The sequence below is a fragment of the Acetobacterium malicum subsp. dehalogenans DSM 11527 genome (genome assembly GCF_000472665.1).
Classification (GTDB): Bacteria; Bacillota; Clostridia; order Eubacteriales; family Eubacteriaceae; genus Acetobacterium; species Acetobacterium malicum.
On the sequence record NZ_AXAC01000036.1, the window covers coordinates 1 to 18,591 of the forward strand.

An 18,591-nucleotide genomic window follows, 5' to 3' on the forward strand; every position below is an offset into this window, starting at 1 on the left:
AATATCATGAAGTTCCCAAACATCAGCACAAACGAGCCCTCGTTCTTACCGCAAGAAAACTAGTGCGCATGGTGGATGTGCTACTACGCAACCACCAACTCTATGCACCGGAAAGGAGTGTGTAGTATCGATTAATAAATCGATGCGCATATCCTTTTAAAAGCCTAATAGTATTAGGTCTGTTTAGTGATGCCTTTTTTAAAAAACAGCTCTAAATTTTTCTTAAACATTATATTGACTTATTACCACAAGTCTTTATAGAATAACATAAAATGGATATAGAAGAGATTACCCTCTCCTATATCCCTTGTACTTTTTGAAATGTTGTAGTTTACTGAATACTATTTATTAACAACTGTGGAATCATATTTTAATTGACCGCCATCGATTTTAATAATAGTAACTTCTTTGTCTTTTGGATTTCCCTCTTCATCAAACTTCAAGGTTCCGGTAACACCTGGGTGATCTGTCGCTTTTAAAGCTGTGATAATGTCTGCTGACTCAGTTGAACCAGCTGCTGTAATTGCTTCGACCATGGCATAAACGGCATCATAACCTAAAGCGGCAAAAGAGTTAGGAACTTTATCATACTCTGCTTTGTAGGCAGTGATAAAGTTTTGAACTGTTTCCGATGGTGAATCGGCTGCATAATGATTTGTGAAGTAATTTCCCTGAGCGGCATCAGCATATTCTTCCTGTACGCCATCCCAACCATCAGCTCCGACAAATTTTGCAGTAATACCCATTTCTTTTGCTTTTTGAAGAATTGGACCAACGGTTTGAACATAATCTGGAACAAACACAACATCAGGATTCATTTCTTTGATTTTTGTCAATTGTGCACTGAAATCTTTGTCCGCAGTACCGTAAGATTCGCTGCCGGCGATTGTGCCGCCTTTAGCAGTAAACGCTGCTTTAAATGCTTCTGATACGCCTTCTGAGTATGGATTACCCGTTCCAATTAATAAAGCAGCTGTTTTTGCACCTAATGTAGTAGCGGCAAAGTTAGCAGCAGCCTGACCCTGATAGTCATCCAGGAAGCACGCTCTAAATACATTTGGAGCATCTTGGGTTACTTCAACGGCTGTTGCTGTTGGTGACAATACTGGCATATTATCTTGAACCATGATGTCTTTCATTGCCAGGGTCTCGCCACTTAAGGTTCCACCAATTACTGCAACAACACCATCCTGGTCTCTTAATCGATTATAAGCATTGATTGCCTCAGTTTGATCCGCTTTTGAATCATAAGCAACCAATTCGATGTTTTTCCCATCAATCCCGCCGGCAGCATTAATTTCAGCTGCGGCTAATTGCGCACCTTCTTCTGCTGAGCTTCCATAAATAGCAGCATCGCCAGTCATTGGCCCAATAAAGCCAAGCTTAACAACATCTGCACTTCCGCCGGATGTCGAACATCCTGCAAATGCAAAAATAGAAGCGGTGAACATAACTACAAGTAAAACACTAACAACTCTTTTCTTCATTTCTTTTCCTCCTTTTTCTTTTCAATGATTATTTATAGTGATTATCATAAACCATTCTTAAGAAAAACACAAGAAATAATTGCTCTGTTCCTATGCTTCTTTAAAATTTTGGCTACCAAAAACGCAGAGACTATGCAGCATACAACCACCGCAATTGGGATTTCTTGCCGTGCAGCATTTTCGCCCATGCCAAATGAGCCAATGATGAGCCTGGGACCATTTATCTTTTGGGATACTTTTCATTAATTCTTTTTCGACTTCCAGAACAGTTTTTCCAGCGGCTAGCCCAATTCGTCGGGAAACCCGAAAAACATGGGTATCCACCGCGATAGCCGGGATATCAAAGGCGTTACTCATTACCACGTTAGCCGTTTTTCGTCCGACCCCCGGGAGTGTAATCAGTTCATCCATTTGATCTGGAACAATTCCGTTATATTCTGTCAGCAACCGATGACAGGTCAAAACAATATTTTTGGCTTTCGTTTTGGCCAGACCGCAGGTTTTTATTTTCGCCAGCAAGCCTTCTTCACCCAACTTTAAAATAGTTTCCGGGGTATTATAGTCTTTAAACAAGTCCCTGGTGACAATGTTCACCCGAACATCCGTACATTGTGCCGATAGGATGGTGGCAATCAGCAATTCAAAGGGGCTATTAAAATCTAAGCCACACTGTTCCTGGCCGTAAAGGCTTTCCAGTGTGGCTAAAATTTGTCCAATCTTCTTTTTTGTCACGAGTTTTCATTGAGAATCAGTGCCATAAAAACAAGATCCTCATCACCTGTATTGACAACGCTATGACTGCTCTGATCCGGGGTAACCATCACATCTCCGGGTCCGATTTCTGATTGCTTGCCATTATCAATTGCAATTCCATGCCCCTGTAAGAAATAAAAAATCTCACGTTCCCCGACATGCTGATGTTCCCCGATTGAATCGCCTGGTTTTACTGTGATCTGGGCAAAGAGTCGGCAATTATTTCCAAGAATTTCACTTCCGGTGATATGAGTAATTTCAATATCACCCTTACCACCACGCATACTCTGTTTTATTTCCTGCTGTTTCGATTTATTTTGGATGATCATCATCTTCCTCCTTCTTTAAGTAGTTGGGGTGGTCGGATCGGTTGGCGTCGTTGGATCGGTTGGCGTCGTTGGATCCGTTGGCGTGGTTGGATCCGTTGGGGTCGTTGGATCCGTTGGCGTTGTTGGATCCGTTGGGGTCGTTGGATCCGTTGGCGTTGTTGGATCCGTTGGGGTCGTTGGATCCGTTGGCGTTGTTGGGGTGGTTGGTGTGGTCGGAGTCGTTGGCCCGGTTGGCGTCGTCGGGGTCGTCGTTGTTGTATCCGTTGTTGTATCTTCGTCTTTATCCGTTGTGCCAGATCCCGAGTCGATCGATGATGCTCCCGAACTGTCACCATCATTGGACGTTCTTTCCATTTCTGTGATCGTCAGTAAGTCCTGATCGATAACCATGCCTAAATAACTCCCATAGATGCCAGCTGCTCTGGAACTACCGCCGTAAAGAACATCATTTTCCGGGGTACCCAGCCAAACTGAAGTCGTGAGATTTCCGGTAATGCCCGTAAACCATAAATCCTTATTGTCGTGGGTTGTTCCTGTTTTCCCGGCAGTCGTATAGATCTGAGACGCTGCTGACCCGGTACCATAACTGACAACGCCTTCTAATATACTCATCATGTTCGTTGCTGTGGTATCTGCCATTACTTTTTTAGTAGAAGTACTGGAAGCATTCTTGGTGTAAAGAACTTCACCGTTTACCTGCTCCAATTTAGTAACAAAGTACGGTTGGTTGTAAACACCGCCATTATTAAACACATTAAATGCGGCCGCCATTTCCAGCGGCTTGATACCATAGGTCATCCCGCCCAGTGCTGTCGCCAGATTATAATCGTCGTCTTCAAAGGTTGAGATACCCATAGTTTGCATAAATGCCACTGCTTCCTCAGGACCAACCTTATCAAATACCTTGACTGCCGGAATGTTATAAGAATTAACTAGGGCTGTTCTCACCGTAACAGTTCCATGGTAGCTACCATCATAGTTTCTTGGAGCATAGCCACCAAAATCCGTGTAGGTATCCGATATTGTTGTCGACGGGGTGATTAATCCCTTATCCATTGCTGCCGCATAATAGAGGGGCTTGATATTTGACCCCGGCTGTCTTGGCGTATTCGCCATATCTATTTGCGTGTTTCCGCCATAATAAGCTTTTACAGCACCGTCCAGATCCACAGTCACGATAGCTCCGGTTTCGTTGGGCAAATCTCCGTCCAGTGAACTTGTCAAGCTCTCAATTGCATCGCCCTGCATAGCCGTATTGATGGTCGTATAAATACGGTAACCGCCATTAGCAATATTTTCTTTAATATAATCAATGGCCTGATCTTCGGTGATTCCTCGTTCCTGCATAACCGCCGATGCTTTTAATCGTGCGTATTCATCCAACGCCTTGCCAACATATGCTTCATAATTGTCGACAATTTGATCGTCATTACTGATGGTCGCCGGATCCCGGATGACCAGTTCCATTGCATAAGCAGCATCAGCTTCTTCCTGAGTGATATATTTTTCCTTGACCATTCGGGTTAAAACTTCCAGTTGACGTTTTTTTGCTGCTTCAAAATCGGTATTGGGAGCATACGCACTGGGCGCCTGCGGCAAACCCGCCAGCATCGCGGCTTCTGCCAGATTGACCTGAGAAACCGGTTTATTAAAGTAAGTTTGGGCTGCTTCTTCAATCCCATATGCGCCGGAGCCAAAATAGTATTCATTAAAATACATTTCCAGAATTTGCTCTTTAGTATATTTTTCTTCCAACTGCAACGCGATTGATATTTCCTTTAACTTCCGCACCAGGGACTGATTAAAATTCTGCTCAGTTGCAATATCCGGCAGAAACAATACCCGGGAAAGCTGTTGAGTAATAGTACTGGCACCTTCGCCGATGCCGTTGCTGGCAATATTAGAGAAAAAGGCCCGGACAATGCCCAGTAAGTCAATCCCAAAATGATCATAAAACCGTGAATCCTCTACCGAGATCAGTGCCTGTTGTAATTGCACCGGGATCTGATCAATGGTAACATTGGTCCGATTCTTTGTGTACAATTCGGCAATCAGAGCATTGTCCGCCGAATAAATTTCGGTTTTATCTTTAGCCTGATACTGATAATCTGAGATATCCATACGATTTGCCGCATAGATTGAGTACATCACCCCAACGCCCAGGATTCCCAGGACTAAAAGAACAATGAGTACCTTAACTCCAATGTGTTTTTTCTTTTTACGTCTTTTTATACCTTTTACTTGCTTTTCGCTCATTCTATCACCTTTTCTATTTATTATCTATTAGACGCTTGCGAAGGTCTGTCAATTCGTTGTTATATTCGGCCTGAACGTGGAGATGATTTTTTCTGGGCAATGATAACTCCAGACTTCGTGCATGCAAAGCCTGATGAGTCATTCCAAAACAATCACTTCTTAAATTATCGCCATGATATAAGGGATCCCCGATAATCGGATTACCCAGATACTTCAAATGAACTCTAATTTGATGGGTTCGTCCAGTTTCCAGAATCAATTCCACCAATGACGCATTTTTATACTCTTCCAGTACCCGATAGCGAGTAACTGACGGTTTTCCCTTATCCATGACAACCCGATGAATGCTGTCTTCATAGGGTTGTCCGATGGGTGCATCAATGATCCCTTCGGTACCGGGAAGTTTTCCTTGAACAAAGGCATGATAAACCTTTTTGACCTTGCCTGAATTCATTTCGTTTTGGACGTAATGATGTACATATTTATTCTTTGCTATGGCCACAATACCGGTTGTATCACGATCCAATCGATTGATAAACCGAATCTTTGCAGAAATTCCTTGATCGTGCCAGTAATAACTGATGAAATTGGCCAAGGTATCCAATTGATGGCTTTTGGTGGGATGGGTCACACACAATGGCGGCTTGTTGACCACCAGCAGCTCGTCATCTTCGTAAACGACGCTCAGTTTACCGGATACCGGCTCGCCATCAATATCTTCCTGCGGCATTTTAATCTCAATAATATCCCCTGGCTTGATTTGCTGCCCCAGAAAACACTCTTTATGATTTAAACTAATTTTCCCAATCCGCTTAATTTCTCTAATTAATCGGCTGGAGTAACTATAACGGTTGACCAGTTCTTCCCTGACCAATTTTTCATGATTCTCTGATATCTGATATGTATAAACGAGACTGATAATCCTACCCCCGGTTCTGACTCTACTTGAAAACTGCTGCTGTAAATCAGTTTTCTGATTTGCCTGTTTTATTTATTTTGAACTTTTTTTATAAATCATTCAACTATAAAAACATGCATACTATTATACCCTAACTTGCAACAAGACGTTAGGTATTTTTTCAGTTTAAGTTAATTATAGCAGTTTTTCCTGCTTAAAACTCATGTATGTACCTCGTCCAATGATAATGTGATCCAATACTGAAATACCAATGAGTTCTCCTGCCTCGACCAGATGTCGAGTAATGCTTTTATCTTCAGCACTGGGTTCAGTATCCCCGGAGGGATGGTTGTGGGCTAATACAATCCCTGCGGAATGCTGTTTGATGGCCTTAACAAAGACTTCTCGTGGGTGAACCAAAGAAGAATTAAGGGTGCCTCGACTGATCTCCTCAATCTTGATCACCTTATTTTTTGTGTCCACCATGATAATCTTGAAACATTCTTGTTTCAGGTACTGCATCTCATCCATTAATAGTCCTACCACATCCTGCGGTGAAGTAATTTTAATTTCAGGAAAAACCTTCGGTTTCATCCGGCGGCCCAGTTCAATGGCAGCTTTAATCTGACATGCTTTAACAATGCCAACGCCAGATAGGTTTGGGTTTCGTTGCAACTCTAAAACATCCATTTGATGAAAATAAGAAAGATCATTATCCAGGTATTCAATGATTTTTCGCCCGACCTCTACTGATGTGGCATCCCGGGTTCCGGTGCGAATGATAATGGCTAGTAATTCGGCATTACTCAAGCTTTCGGCCCCATGACGGATCATTTTCTCCTGGGGTCGTTCATCTTCCGGGAGTTCTTTTATCGATGCGTGATAGTCTGACTTTTCGTTCACCATATGCCTCCTTATATCAACAATATCACCATTTTAACAGAATCCGAATTTATTTTATACATCTTTCCTAAAATTCTTATTAAAAATTTAACCCAATGCTCAATTGTCATAAATTCATAAAAAAAGGCTCCTCATTTTTCAATGAAGAGCCCTTTTATACTTATCGCTTATTTTGTTTTATTTGATCGCATTTCAATCGCATTTTTCTTACATTTTTTAAAGCAGATACCACAGCCGATACATTTTTCGTGTTCAATAATATAAGGTGGTTTTTTAATTTCACCAGTGATTGCTTCTACCGGACAATTTTTTGCACACGCGCCACAACCAATACAATTTGCATCGATGATGTAAGCTGTCTTTTTACCTGTTTCAACATCGCCTGAAATAGTATGCATTGGGCATTTAACTACACACTCGTAGCATTGAACACACTTGTCATAATCAATTTTCGCAATATTGTTCTCAACTGTAACCGCGTCAAATTTACACGCTTTCACACAGGCACCGCAGGCGATACAAGCTGTAGTACAAACCAGCTTTGCAGTTTTCCCTTTATCTTTGTTATTACATTTTACAATAACATCCTGAGCTGCCGGAACCAGATTCATAATCGCTTTTGGGCAGGCATCCACGCACTTGCCACAGGATGTACACTTATCAGGATCAATTTTGGGTAAACCATCTTCGCCCATAACAATCGCATCAAAAGGACATACCGCTTTACAGGTTCCTAACCCCATACAACCATAACGACAACCTTTTGCACCGCCAGAAGCAATCATGGCTTCACGACAATCCATTTCACCATAATATTCGGCTCGGTTTGGTGCTGTTTCACAGGTTCCCTGACAAATAACGGTGGCTACCCTTTTAACTGCACTTCCTGCTTCCATACCCATAATTTCAGCAATGGCGGCTGCACAGTCAGCGCCGCCAACCGGACAGGCGTCGATCGCTGCTGTCCCATCGACAATATTAGAAGCTAAAGCATCACAACCCGGCAAACCACAACCACCGCAGTTAGCGCCCGGAAGCGCCGCTCTTACCAATGGTACTCGGGGATCTTCATAAACTTCAAATACCTTGGCGGCAATTGCAAGACCGATCCCAAATACCAAGCCGAATACGCCGAGGATACCAACTGGAACTAAAATCGCATTTAACATTTCCATATCCTCCTAACCCAGTTTCATTCCGGAGAATCCCAAAAATGCAATCGCCATTAAACCGGCTGTTAACAATGCAATAGGAAATCCTTCCAGTGCTTTTGGCACTGCCGAAGTTTCAAGTCGTTCACGAATCCCGGCGAACAGTACAATGGCAAGAGTGAAACCTAATGCCGCACCGACACCATTAAAAATGGTTTCGATAAAGTTATATTCATTTTGAATATTGATTAACGCAACCCCAAGTACCGCACAGTTAGTGGTAATCAATGGCAAATACACACCCAGCGCCTGATATAGTGAAGGGCTTGATTTTTTGATAATCATTTCGACTAACTGAACCAATGCCGCAATAATTAAAATAAACGCAATGGTCTGCAGATAGCCAAGACCAAGTGGATCAAGAATAGAATATTGAACTACATATGTAATTGCAGAAGCCAGAGCCATAACAAAGGTTACTGCAACCCCCATACCCACAGCGGTTTCAACTTGTTTAGAAACCCCTAAAAACGGACAAATACCTAAAAATCGTGACAGTACAAAGTTGTTGATAAAAATCGCACTGATCATTATAAAAATTAAAGTCATCGATATCTCCCCCTATGCCTTTTTCGTTTTCCAATTAATGAGGCCAATTAAAAGACCAAGGGTTAAAAATGCCCCAGGAGGTAGGATCATTAACAATATCGGTTCATATGCTTCTCCGAACAGTGAAAATCCAAAAATACTTCCAGCCCCTAAAATTTCGCGGATCGAGCCAAGAACTGTTAAAGCCAGCGTAAAACCAAGACCCATTCCCAAACCATCCGCAAATGAGTCGGCAATACCATTTGTAAAAGCAAAAGCTTCTGCCCGAGCCAGAATAATACAGTTTACAACAATCAACGGAATAAATATCCCCAGTGCCGCATCAAGTGCCGGTACATAGGCTTTCATCAACATCCCGATAATCGTTACAAAGGAAGCAATAACAACAACAAAAGCCGGAATTCTGATATTATCAGGAATCACTTTTCGCAGTGCTGAGATGGCTACATTCGAACCAATCAGTACTGCCATGGTTGCCAGACCCATCCCCATCCCGTTAATGGCTGACGTGGTAACCGCAAGGGTTGGACACATCCCCAGTACAAGAACAAAGGTAGGGTTTTCTCGTATGATACCACGAGTTAGATTTTTAAAAAAATTCATCTCTATATTTCCCTCCTATTTCGACAAAGTCTGGTAAACTTGAATCGATGTATTTACACCTTCAGTAACCGCTCTAGAAGTAATGGTAGAACCAGTAATAGCCTGAATTTCATTACTGCCTTCTTTAGCGGTACCTTTTACCACAACCAACTCTTCTGTTGCCGATTTTCCGGTAAACTGATCATTCCATTCACCGGTAGCTAAAGCTCCCAAGCCAGGAGTTTCGTTGTGCTTAATGATGGTAATTCCTGAGATGACCCCATCCGACGAAATACCGGTCAGCACTTGAACTTCTCCTGAATAACCGCTGGTTGGACCCGTTTTGACCGTGTATCCGACGACTTCGCCGTTATTGGTGCCGATGTATACTTCCAGGAGTTCTTCGGGAGTTTCCATGTTGATTTCTTCAGCAATTTTTGCTACATCTTCAACTGGTACTTCTTCAAAATCAGTTGCGTCTGGAAGAACTTCCTGACGGGCGACAGTATTAGCCTGGATATTCATTTCTTCAATGGTTCCCGCTGTTACATAATTTGTTAATGCCAATGCACAGGCAGCCACAGCAGAAATGACAAACAAAATTAATCCGAGTTTAAAAACGACTTTCCAGTCGATTTGTACTTTTTCTTTGGTTTCCATTATGCTTTAGCCTCCTTTTTGACCTTAGTCACACCATAGATACGTTCTTTGGTGAAGCGTTCAATCAGAGGTGTTGCAACATTCATCAGCAGAATTGAGTAAGAACATCCTTCTGGATATCCGCCATAAATACGGATGATCATGGTAATTAAGCCACAACCGACGGCATAAATAATTTGACCTTTTGCTGTAACTGGTGAGGATGCATAGTCAGTTGCCATAAAGAAGGCCCCCAACATAACACCACCTGAAACAATATGTACAATTGGATCCTGTCCAACTAGCAACGCAAAAATTCCCACTGTTAATAAATAGATGGTTGGAATTCTCCAACTGATGATTCCTTTGAAGATAAGGTACAGTCCACCAACTAATAGCGCAAGGGCTGAAATCTCACCGATACAGCCATAAACACCGTTAAGTCCGGTGAAAAGATCGATTGCTGAAGGAGTCGCTTCGCCAGCCTTTAATAAGGCCAGTGGTGTTGCGGTTGTTACTGTATCAGTTACAGGAATATAAGCAGTACTGGTCATATGTCCTGGCCAGGATGCCAACAGGAAGGCTCTCGCTGCCAGAGCAGGGTTGATAAAATTCTGACCTAAACCACCAAAACATTGTTTAACGATGGCAATGGCAAACACAGAACCGACAACAGCGAGCCACCAGGGTGCATTAATCGGTAAGTTGAATGCTAAAAGCACACCCGTTACAACCGCACTCCAGTCATTGACGGTAATCGGTTTTTTGAGCAGTTTTTGAATAACCGCTTCTGTAACCACTGACGAGATAACACAAATAGCTACTAGTGCCAACGCCCATACCCCAAAAACAAATCCTGCGACAGCCAATGCAGGTAACAAAGCAATAATAACATTTTGCATAATATTGGCTGTGGAATGTTTTGCCCGGATATGGGGGGATGATGACACTGTAAGATTTAATTCATTCATCAATATTCCTCCTAATTTCCTTTTCTTCGTTGCGCGATAATTTCACGTTTAGCCACACGAATGGATGATACCAGGGTTCGTTTCGCAGGACAGATATAAGAACAGCTTCCGCATTCAATACAATCCATGGCATGGTTTGATTCACATTTATCCCAGTTATTCCGTTGCGAATACTCAGCAATATAAAGTGGTTGTAAATGAATTGGACAGACCCCCACACATTTACCGCAGTGAATACAGTTTGATGGTATCGCAATTTTTGCAGACTCTTTGCTTAAACAAAGAATACCTGATGTTCCCTTCATAACCGGAATTTCAGTTTCAAATTGGGTAACGCCCATCATCGGTCCACCGGAGATTACTTTTCCAGGGTCAGATGAGAAGCCACCACACTGGTCAATCACCGATTGAAAAGGCACACCGACGCGAATTTCCATAGTTTGCGGATTTTTAATGGCATCGCCAGTACAAGTCAGATACCGCTTATATAAAGGCATCCCCGTTGTCATAGACTCTGCTATTTGAGCTGCTGTACCAACATTCATAACGACGACGCCAGCATCTGCAGGCAGTGCCCCCGAGGGAACTTCGCGACCTGTGATTGCCGCAATTAGTTGCTTCTCTGCACCCTGTGGATACTTTGTGTGCAGTGAATAAACTTCCAGTCTGCTATCGTTTCCAATTGCTTTTACAAGCGCTTCGATGGCATCGGTTTTATTATCTTCCACACCGATAAAACCCTTTTCAACGCCAACCGCTTTCATGGCTGCTTTTAATCCCATGACAACCTTTTCAGCTTGATTCAGCATTAAGTGATGATCAGCTGTTAAGTAGGGCTCGCATTCAGCACCATTTAAGACAACACAATCAACTTTTTTGTCTGGTGGAATCGCCAATTTTACGTGAGTTGGAAAGGTTGCCCCGCCAAGACCAACAATACCAGAATTCAGAACCATTTTTTTAATGGCATCTGCGTCCATTTCTTCTAAAGTACCATATGGTTTGATACTTGGATCGATGGTATCTAAACCATCCGATTCGATCACAACCGACATGACCCGATCACCCGATGCATGTGGACGTTCTTCAACCGCAACAACTTTTCCAGAGACACTGGCATGTACCGGTACGGAAACAAAACCATTTGGTTCTCCGACTCTCTGTCCAAGAAATACCTGATCGCCTTTTTTTACGATCGGTGTACAAGGTGCCCCAATGTGCAGCGACATGGGTATGATCACCATTTCCGGCTTTGCGCCAAAGCCCAGAGGAACTTCAGCAGTACTTTCCTTTCTATAGGGTGGGTGGATTCCCCCCTTAAAGGTTCCATGTTTTACATTCATCTTAAGTCAAACACCCCTCAAATTAAATTTTTTACACAAGAGAAACTGTATACTTGTATATATAGGCAGTATCATAACATATAAATTATTTTTTTTCCATACGTATTGATAAATTTGTTTAAAATAATACTGTACCCACCGGGCCCATAAAAAAAATGGTAATTTATAGTTCTAAAAGTATAAATTTTAGACTGTAATTACCATTTTAAGGTGACCATTTATATGATTAAAATCACAAATGCACTATATGGCATTTGTTACTATATTAACAAGTAGGTTTTCGAGTCAGTTTTTTTGTCATAAAGAGTATTATTTTGTCATTTTGCCTACGCTAGAAAAGTTTTGTACCCTTTGTAGCACATATACAGGTCAACTTTGGATGCCAATTCAAAGGGTGAATGCATACTCAGCAACGCCGGACCACAATCCAGTACATCCATCCCATATTCAGCCAGAATATGGGCAATGGTGCCGCCGCCGCCAAGATCCACCCGACCCAGTTCCCCCATCTGCCAGATTACGCCGGCAGCTTCCAGGGTTTTTCGCATTTTTCCCATAAACTCGGCATGAGCGTCATTGGACCCAGATTTTCCACGAGCGCCGCCGTACTTTGATAAGACCATTCCTTTGCCAATATATGGAGCATTTCCTTTATCATGGGTACCGGTAAAGTTAGGATCAACCCCAGCAGTAACGTCAGCAGAGAGCATTTCAGAATTCATAAAACATCGACGCATGGCCATTTCTGGTTTTTTTACATCGATCAGATCAATCAGCTCGGCTACTGTGTTCTCAAAAAAACGAGAATGCATGCCCGTGTTGCCAACACTGCCGATTTCTTCCTTATCAGCCAGAATCACACAAAGGGTGCGGTTTGGGATTGTTTCCTGGTCGAGTATGGCCCGCAACGCCGTATAGGCGCAGATCCGATCATCCTGTCCATATCCGCCGATCAAACTTTCATCAAAACCAACGTTACGAGCTGCTCCGGCTGGTACCACTTCCAATTCAGCGGTGGCAAAATCTTCTTCCAACATCCCGTATTTTATGTAAAGATGATTGAGAATATTGAGTTTAACCCCGTCTTTGAGATCCTTTTCGGGATAAGGCTGACTGCCAACAATAATATTCAGCCCTTCTCCTGTGATTCCTTCCGTCATTTTTTTGGTATTTTGTTCTTGAGATAAATGAGGCAATAGGTCAGTGATACAGAAAACCGGATCTTCTGGTGCTTCTCCAATGGAAATATTAATCCTCTTGCCGTCTTTTTTTACTACTGTGCCATGCATGGCCAAAGGTATCGTCACCCAGTGGTATTTTTTTATTCCACCATAATAGTGGGTTTTGAAAAAAGCCATGTCATCGCTTTCGTAGAGTGGCGACGGTTTTAAATCCAGCCGGGGCGAGTCAATATGAGCGCCGATAATGGCCATCCCCTGCTCAATCGAATCGCTGCCGGCGACAAAGAAAACCACGGTTTTTTCTTTATGAACCATGTAGACCTTATCCCCGGGATTGATTTTCCCGGCATTTTGATAGGCTTCCAGTGGCTTGAACCCGGCTTTTTCGGCCAGATCAACACTGAGTGTCACACATTGTCGTTCAGTTTTTCCGACGGTCAGAAAGTGGATGTAGTCATCGCTGATTGCTTTGACCTTTATCGCATCTTCATCACTGAGGTCTTTCCACGCCAGCTCCCATTTTTTACCCAGTTGCTCCTGAAGCAAAGCCCCAGGGCTCTTTTCTTTGTCTTTATTATTCATCGCAATTTCCTCCTTAGTTTCCAACCTGATTATAAATTTCTATTTACTTGTCGACGATTTCGATATTGTCCAGTTGAGCTCTTAAATTTGTTCTGATAGCCGACAGATATTCGGCTCGCAGTGTCATTTGCTCATCCGATTCATCTTCACTCAGCCCGCATTCTTTTTTCTTTCGGGCCAATTCGTTGATTCGATCAATTTTTTCTTTAGTTATCATGTTTCTCACCTCTATTTATTTATCCAAATTTTTATATTTTTACGATTTGTTTATCCAATAGGCGCTGAAGGCTGAGCAAAATGCCCAGCTTTCCGTGAAAATGGGTCAGTCCGCCCTGAAAATAAACATAATATGGCTCCCGCATCGGGGCGTCAGCAGAGAGTTCAATGGAAGAACCCTGAATAAAGGCGCCGGCTGCCATAATAATGGGATCTGAATAGCCGGGCATATCCCATGGTTCAGGAGTGGCCTGGCTGTCCACCGGGGCCGCTTCCTGAATTGCCCGACAAAATGTTTTCACCCCTTCAGCTGTTTTTAAACAGACGCTTTGAATGATGTCACTGCGATAGTCCATTACTTCAGGGCAAACGGCAAAGCCCAGTTTTTTATAACAGGCTGCTAAAAGCACCGCCGACTTAATCGCCTGGGCTACCACCGTTGGTGCCAAAAAAAGACCTTGCAGCAGAGTTCGATTTATTCCCAAAGTCGCACCTGTTTCTCTGGCTACTCCGGGGGCGGCCAGACGGCAGGCCGCCAGATGAACCAGATCCGCCCGACCAGCGACATAACCGCCAGTCGGAGCCAAGCCACCACCGGGGTTTTTGATCAGCGATCCGGCCATCAGATCGGCACCAATGGATACTGGTTCGACCCGATCCAAAAATTCACCGTAGCAGTTATCGACAAAAATAACTACATCTGCTTTTACCGCACGAATTTTTTTAATCATCGCTGCCATGTCATCGATGCTAAGTGCCGCCCGCCAGCTATAACCGGTGGATCGCTGCAGATAGATCATTTTCGTATTTGCGGTAATGGCGGCAACAATGGCCGTTTCATCAAAACTCCCGTCAGGCAGCAATTCAATCTGATCATAGGTCACCCCAAATTCTTTAATGGTTCCCTGGCCAACACAGGCCTCTTCCAGTCCGATTACGCTACGTATGGTATCGTATGGCGAACCGGTAATGGCCAGTAAATGGTCACCGGGCCGCAATACCCCATATAGTGCCAACGAAATCGCGTGGGTTCCCGATGAAATATGGGGTCTCACCAATGCGTCTTCGGCACCGAAAACATCGGCGTAGATGGTTTCAACAACTTCCCGTCCAACGTCGTCATAGCCATAGCCGGTGGAAACGGTGAAGTGACGATCTCCCAATCCTGCCTTTTGCATCGCTTTGATGACCCGATACTGATGGAGTTCTGACAGATCATCGCGTTTTTTAAGTTGAGAATGAACTTCGTCTTCAACTTTTTTTACGAAATCGATGACCTCTGCCGAAATTTCAAATTCCTGTTCAAGATAGGTTTTAATGTCCTTTTGTATATTCAAACAATTACTCACTTTCATTTATTGGTTCGAGTTGAGGCATAATCAAATTAAGGGATTCCTCAATCTGGGTCTGCACCGTTCTGGTTTCATTCATTTTCAGCCATTGGATCCGATCATCCTTGCGAAACCAGGTCATTTGACGTTTAGCATAGTGGCGGGAATCCCGTTTTAAAATAGTGACTGCTTCCGCCAGTGTGGACGTTCCTTCCAGATAAGGTTTCAGTTCCTTGTAACCGATCGCCTTCAATGCCGTCAGATTCCAGTCATATCCCCGTTCAACCAGCATTTTAGTCTCATCAATGAGGCCTTCCGTAATCATCAGATCGACCCGGCGGTTTATTCGATCATAAAGGGTCTCCCGATCCCAGTCCAAACCCAGCATGACATAATCGTAGGGAACTTCCTGTTTTTTTGTCTCTTCATCAAAATGAGATTTCGGTTTGCCCGTGAGCTCATAAATTTCCAGCGCCCGGATGATCCGATTCAGATTATTGGGATGAACGATTTGTGCCGTAGCTGGATCTATCGTTTTAAGCCGCTCAAACAAAGCTTCTTTCCCCAGGACTTCAGCTTCGGCCGTTAGCCGCCACCGTATTATTTCATCACTGTCCTTTTTCTGAAAATCCCAGGGTAGCGTGAGACTGTTGATATATAATCCGGTCCCCCCTATTATAATAGGAAGCTTTCCTTTTGAAAGAATGGCTTCGATGGCTTCCAATGCTGCTGCTTTATACTTTGCCACACTGAATTCTTCATCTGGAGACACACAATCAACCAGGTAATGGGGGACCCCCTGCATTTCTTCTAAAGTAACCTTCGCCGTACCAATGTTCATATATTTATAAATTTGCATGGAGTCAGCGGAAATGATTTCCCCATCGAGTTTTTTGGCAAGTGCCACGCCCAAGGCAGTTTTCCCGCTGGCCGTCGGTCCTACCACTACTAATACTTTGGGTTTTTTAGCTTCCATCTTATATCACCCGTTTAAATAATTTCATTAATTCATATTCCTTTAACCTCATTATGATGGGACGGCCATGGGGACAGGTATAGGGATTACTCAGTTTCATCAGATTCTCAAGAAGTTTTCTGATTTCAGCCTGAGTCAAAGATTGGCCGCCCTTGATAGCTGCTTTACAAGCCATGGTAATGATTTTATTTTTTGCCTTTTCGGAAAAAACCGTTTTGTTATCAATATTTTCGTCACTTTCAAAGAGATTTTCTTCAATCATTGCTTTTAATAAGTCCGGACTTTGAGGTTCCCCCAACAATACCGGGACACTGCGCACCAGCAGGGTCTCTTCCCCAAAAATATCGCAGTCATAACCCAAGTGCTTGTACTCAGCCAACCGAATCTCAATCCCCGTTAGATCTTTAGGACGAATCTTTAAAGGGATCGGAGTCATCAAGCCCTGACTGGGAAGCCCTTCCTTGTGATCAAATATTTCCATCAGCTCCTGAGTTAGAAAAGCTTCATGGGCAGCATGTTGATCGAGAAGATAGATTTCTTTGTCGCCCTCCAGAAGAATGTACACATTAAACAGCTGTCCGACAATTTTCATATTGTTCAGATCCTTAACATCTTTTTTTACAACCGATAACGCGCTTGTTCTCAACGTGTTTTTTTCTGGATTTTCCTGATTCAGCTCATATATCCCCGGGGCTTCAGTAACGCGATTAGGAAGATTCGATGATAAGATTACCTCAGCTTTCGCTGATAGTACTCCCTGTTTATCTTTGCTGATTTCTGATATTGGTGCCTCTTTTAATTTAACTTCTGATTGTCCTGAGACCACAGTGACTGGACGATGATCGTCATTCCGTTTTTGCGACAATTCTTTTGTTTTACCAATACTCGGCTCATGATCAAAGCGGTCCGTCATTTGATTTGCCTTCATCGATTCTAACAAATTCGGATCACTCTCTGGGAGTGCTACTTGCTGGATCATCGTTTCAATGGTAGTTTGATCTTCGACTAAAGCCTGTTGAGTCGATGCCACCGGAACTTTTGCTTTTGCTTCGCTGTACTGATTGTTTAATTCAGGTTCATCCAGATCACTGTTGTCAGCTGGCTTGTTATTAAAACGATTCTTGTTCTCGTGGTTTTTAGCGTAATCATTATCCGCGGTTCCCAGTTCTACAATCAGATTGGTATTTCTGAGGGTTTCCCGGATTCCCTGCTTAAAGAGCAGACAGACCAGACTTTCATTTAGTATTTTTATTTCGGTTTTAGCCGGATGAATGTTTACGTCCAACATTCGACCAGGCAGTTCCATAAAAATAATGCCCAGCGGATGCTGATGTTTCATGCTATAACCCTCATAAGCTTCATCCAGAGCCTGAGCCAGGCGGTTGTTTTTGATATAGCGTCCATTAATAAAAAACACCTGGTCGTCGCGATGGTTTCGCAGGGTTTTAAGGTTTCCCACAAAACCTGCCAGCTTCATGGGTTTGTTCTCATAATCCAGAGCGATCAGATTATCGGCCATCTCAAGTCCATAAAGCCCCTTGATCACATCCATCACCTTGCCTGTTCCTGGGGTATCAAGGACAATTCGTCCATTGCTGCTGAGCTCGAAGCGAATCCCCGGATGGGAAATAGCAATTTTCTCCAACAGATCGCGAACGATTATTTCCTCTTTTTTATCCTTTTCCATATGTTTGCGACGGGCCGGGGTATTATAGAACAGATCACTCACCGTTATCTCGGTACCGCGATTATAAGCGCAGACCCGCTGATTGAGAAGCTTCCCCCCTTCAAACAGGGTTAGACTGCCAACCTCTTCGTGCTCGAAGCGGGTGGTAATCTGGACCTTGGCGACAGCCGAAACACTGGACAAGGCCTCGCCTCTAAACCCCAGTGATTCGATGGATTCCAGATCTTCGATGGTCGACAACTTACTGGTGGCATGGCGCTTAAAGGCCAGCGGAATTTCGTTATACGCAATACCGCAACCATTGTCCCGGACCGTAATCCGATTTTTTCCGCCCGCCTCGACGATCACGGTAATCTGGTCAGCACCGGCATCAATGGCATTTTCTACCAATTCTTTGACTACCGACACCGGTCGGATAATCACCTCACCGGCTGCTATTTTATTAATTGTTTCGTTATTTAACATCTTAATTTTCATGGAAAGTATTATATCATAAGATAATTAGACCGTCGACAAAACCTGGTAGAAAAAAAGGAGCTGTCATCTGACAGCTCCCTTAATCACGGAGTGGTTTGTGCTAAACTTACCTTTTAAATCAGGCGTTCATCCCCAGAGCGAAAAGGGGTTGCTGACCCAATGGTTCAGGCATTTGCCTTAACAACACTTACTAGCCTGTCCGGTTCTGCTTAAGACTTAT

Annotated in this window: 17 protein-coding genes; all 17 read right to left on the reverse strand. The window is 43.3% G+C overall.

Annotated elements, in window-relative coordinates:
- Nucleotides 1-341: 341 nt before the first annotated feature.
- On the reverse strand, nucleotides 342-1,487 hold the full coding sequence (locus A3KS_RS0113980) for an ABC transporter substrate-binding protein (RefSeq protein ID WP_026395428.1): 1,146 nt from the start codon (nucleotides 1,485-1,487) through the stop codon (nucleotides 342-344).
- 90 nt (nucleotides 1,488-1,577) lie between these two features.
- Nucleotides 1,578-2,219, reverse strand: coding sequence for an endonuclease III (gene nth, locus A3KS_RS0113985; protein WP_026395429.1), 642 nt, complete (start codon nucleotides 2,217-2,219; stop codon nucleotides 1,578-1,580).
- Nucleotides 2,216-2,569, reverse strand: coding sequence for a cupin domain-containing protein (locus A3KS_RS0113990; protein WP_026395430.1), 354 nt, complete (start codon nucleotides 2,567-2,569; stop codon nucleotides 2,216-2,218). Before A3KS_RS0113990 ends, nth begins: the two co-directional genes overlap by 4 nt.
- Before the next feature lie 15 nt (nucleotides 2,570-2,584).
- Complete coding sequence (locus A3KS_RS0113995; protein WP_026395431.1) at nucleotides 2,585-4,825, reverse strand: transglycosylase domain-containing protein; 2,241 nt, start codon at nucleotides 4,823-4,825, stop codon at nucleotides 2,585-2,587.
- 13 nt (nucleotides 4,826-4,838) lie between these two features.
- Nucleotides 4,839-5,699, reverse strand: a complete 861-nt coding sequence (locus A3KS_RS0114000; protein ID WP_242834773.1) for an RluA family pseudouridine synthase — start codon at nucleotides 5,697-5,699, stop codon at nucleotides 4,839-4,841.
- 219 nt (nucleotides 5,700-5,918) lie between these two features.
- Nucleotides 5,919-6,626: a RadC family protein gene (radC, locus tag A3KS_RS0114005; RefSeq protein ID WP_026395433.1), complete on the reverse strand. Its 708-nt coding sequence runs from the start codon at nucleotides 6,624-6,626 to the stop codon at nucleotides 5,919-5,921.
- A gap of 167 nt (nucleotides 6,627-6,793) precedes the next feature.
- Nucleotides 6,794-7,795, reverse strand: coding sequence for an RnfABCDGE type electron transport complex subunit B (locus tag A3KS_RS0114010; RefSeq protein ID WP_084505015.1), 1,002 nt, complete (start codon nucleotides 7,793-7,795; stop codon nucleotides 6,794-6,796).
- Nucleotides 7,796-7,807: 12 nt separating this feature from the next.
- Entirely contained in the window at nucleotides 7,808-8,386 is a 579-nt protein-coding gene (gene rsxA / locus A3KS_RS0114015; protein ID WP_026395435.1) for an electron transport complex subunit RsxA, read from the reverse strand.
- A 12-nt stretch (nucleotides 8,387-8,398) separates the two neighbouring features.
- Nucleotides 8,399-8,989, reverse strand: coding sequence for an electron transport complex subunit RsxE (gene rsxE / locus A3KS_RS0114020; protein WP_026395436.1), 591 nt, complete (start codon nucleotides 8,987-8,989; stop codon nucleotides 8,399-8,401).
- A gap of 15 nt (nucleotides 8,990-9,004) precedes the next feature.
- Entirely contained in the window at nucleotides 9,005-9,628 is a 624-nt protein-coding gene (locus tag A3KS_RS0114025; RefSeq protein WP_051355896.1) for an RnfABCDGE type electron transport complex subunit G, read from the reverse strand.
- The gene (locus A3KS_RS0114030) at nucleotides 9,628-10,578 is read right to left on the reverse strand and encodes an RnfABCDGE type electron transport complex subunit D (RefSeq protein ID WP_026395438.1); all 951 of its coding nucleotides are present in this window, start codon (nucleotides 10,576-10,578) and stop codon (nucleotides 9,628-9,630) included. The genes A3KS_RS0114025 and A3KS_RS0114030 overlap by 1 nt, the downstream gene beginning before the upstream one ends.
- An 11-nt stretch (nucleotides 10,579-10,589) precedes the next feature.
- The gene (rsxC, locus tag A3KS_RS0114035) at nucleotides 10,590-11,921 is read right to left on the reverse strand and encodes an electron transport complex subunit RsxC (protein WP_026395439.1); all 1,332 of its coding nucleotides are present in this window, start codon (nucleotides 11,919-11,921) and stop codon (nucleotides 10,590-10,592) included.
- A gap of 326 nt (nucleotides 11,922-12,247) precedes the next feature.
- Entirely contained in the window at nucleotides 12,248-13,684 is a 1,437-nt protein-coding gene (locus tag A3KS_RS0114040) for an aminopeptidase (protein WP_156913295.1), read from the reverse strand.
- A 43-nt stretch (nucleotides 13,685-13,727) separates the two neighbouring features.
- Nucleotides 13,728-13,901, reverse strand: a complete 174-nt coding sequence (locus tag A3KS_RS23260) for a DUF896 domain-containing protein (RefSeq protein WP_084505016.1) — start codon at nucleotides 13,899-13,901, stop codon at nucleotides 13,728-13,730.
- Nucleotides 13,902-13,932: 31 nt separating this feature from the next.
- Nucleotides 13,933-15,255, reverse strand: coding sequence for a methionine gamma-lyase family protein (locus tag A3KS_RS0114050; RefSeq protein WP_051355897.1), 1,323 nt, complete (start codon nucleotides 15,253-15,255; stop codon nucleotides 13,933-13,935).
- Nucleotides 15,242-16,207 (reverse strand): tRNA (adenosine(37)-N6)-dimethylallyltransferase MiaA, encoded by a 966-nt coding sequence (miaA, locus tag A3KS_RS21390; protein WP_051355898.1) that lies wholly within the window; start codon nucleotides 16,205-16,207, stop codon nucleotides 15,242-15,244. The genes A3KS_RS0114050 and miaA overlap by 14 nt, the downstream gene beginning before the upstream one ends.
- A 1-nt stretch (nucleotide 16,208) precedes the next feature.
- Nucleotides 16,209-18,359, reverse strand: coding sequence for a DNA mismatch repair endonuclease MutL (gene mutL, locus A3KS_RS0114060; RefSeq protein WP_051355899.1), 2,151 nt, complete (start codon nucleotides 18,357-18,359; stop codon nucleotides 16,209-16,211).
- Between the last annotated feature and the right edge of the window lie 232 nt (nucleotides 18,360-18,591).

Coding starts and splice junctions, on each gene's coding strand:
- mutL (WP_051355899.1), bottom strand. CDS start 18,359: ATGTTAAATAACGAAACAATTAATAAAATAGCAGCCGGTGAGGTGATT.
- A3KS_RS0114040 (WP_156913295.1), bottom strand. CDS start 13,684: ATGAATAATAAAGACAAAGAAAAGAGCCCTGGGGCTTTGCTTCAGGAG.
- rsxE (WP_026395436.1), bottom strand. CDS start 8,989: ATGAATTTTTTTAAAAATCTAACTCGTGGTATCATACGAGAAAACCCT.
- A3KS_RS0113990 (WP_026395430.1), bottom strand. CDS start 2,569: ATGATCATCCAAAATAAATCGAAACAGCAGGAAATAAAACAGAGTATG.
- A3KS_RS0114050 (WP_051355897.1), bottom strand. CDS start 15,255: ATGAAAGTGAGTAATTGTTTGAATATACAAAAGGACATTAAAACCTAT.
- A3KS_RS0114030 (WP_026395438.1), bottom strand. CDS start 10,578: ATGAATGAATTAAATCTTACAGTGTCATCATCCCCCCATATCCGGGCA.
- A3KS_RS0114010 (WP_084505015.1), bottom strand. CDS start 7,795: ATGTTAAATGCGATTTTAGTTCCAGTTGGTATCCTCGGCGTATTCGGC.
- miaA (WP_051355898.1), bottom strand. CDS start 16,207: ATGGAAGCTAAAAAACCCAAAGTATTAGTAGTGGTAGGACCGACGGCC.
- A3KS_RS23260 (WP_084505016.1), bottom strand. CDS start 13,901: ATGATAACTAAAGAAAAAATTGATCGAATCAACGAATTGGCCCGAAAG.
- rsxC (WP_026395439.1), bottom strand. CDS start 11,921: ATGAATGTAAAACATGGAACCTTTAAGGGGGGAATCCACCCACCCTAT.
- rsxA (WP_026395435.1), bottom strand. CDS start 8,386: ATGACTTTAATTTTTATAATGATCAGTGCGATTTTTATCAACAACTTT.
- A3KS_RS0114025 (WP_051355896.1), bottom strand. CDS start 9,628: ATGGAAACCAAAGAAAAAGTACAAATCGACTGGAAAGTCGTTTTTAAA.
- A3KS_RS0113980 (WP_026395428.1), bottom strand. CDS start 1,487: ATGAAGAAAAGAGTTGTTAGTGTTTTACTTGTAGTTATGTTCACCGCT.
- A3KS_RS0113995 (WP_026395431.1), bottom strand. CDS start 4,825: ATGAGCGAAAAGCAAGTAAAAGGTATAAAAAGACGTAAAAAGAAAAAA.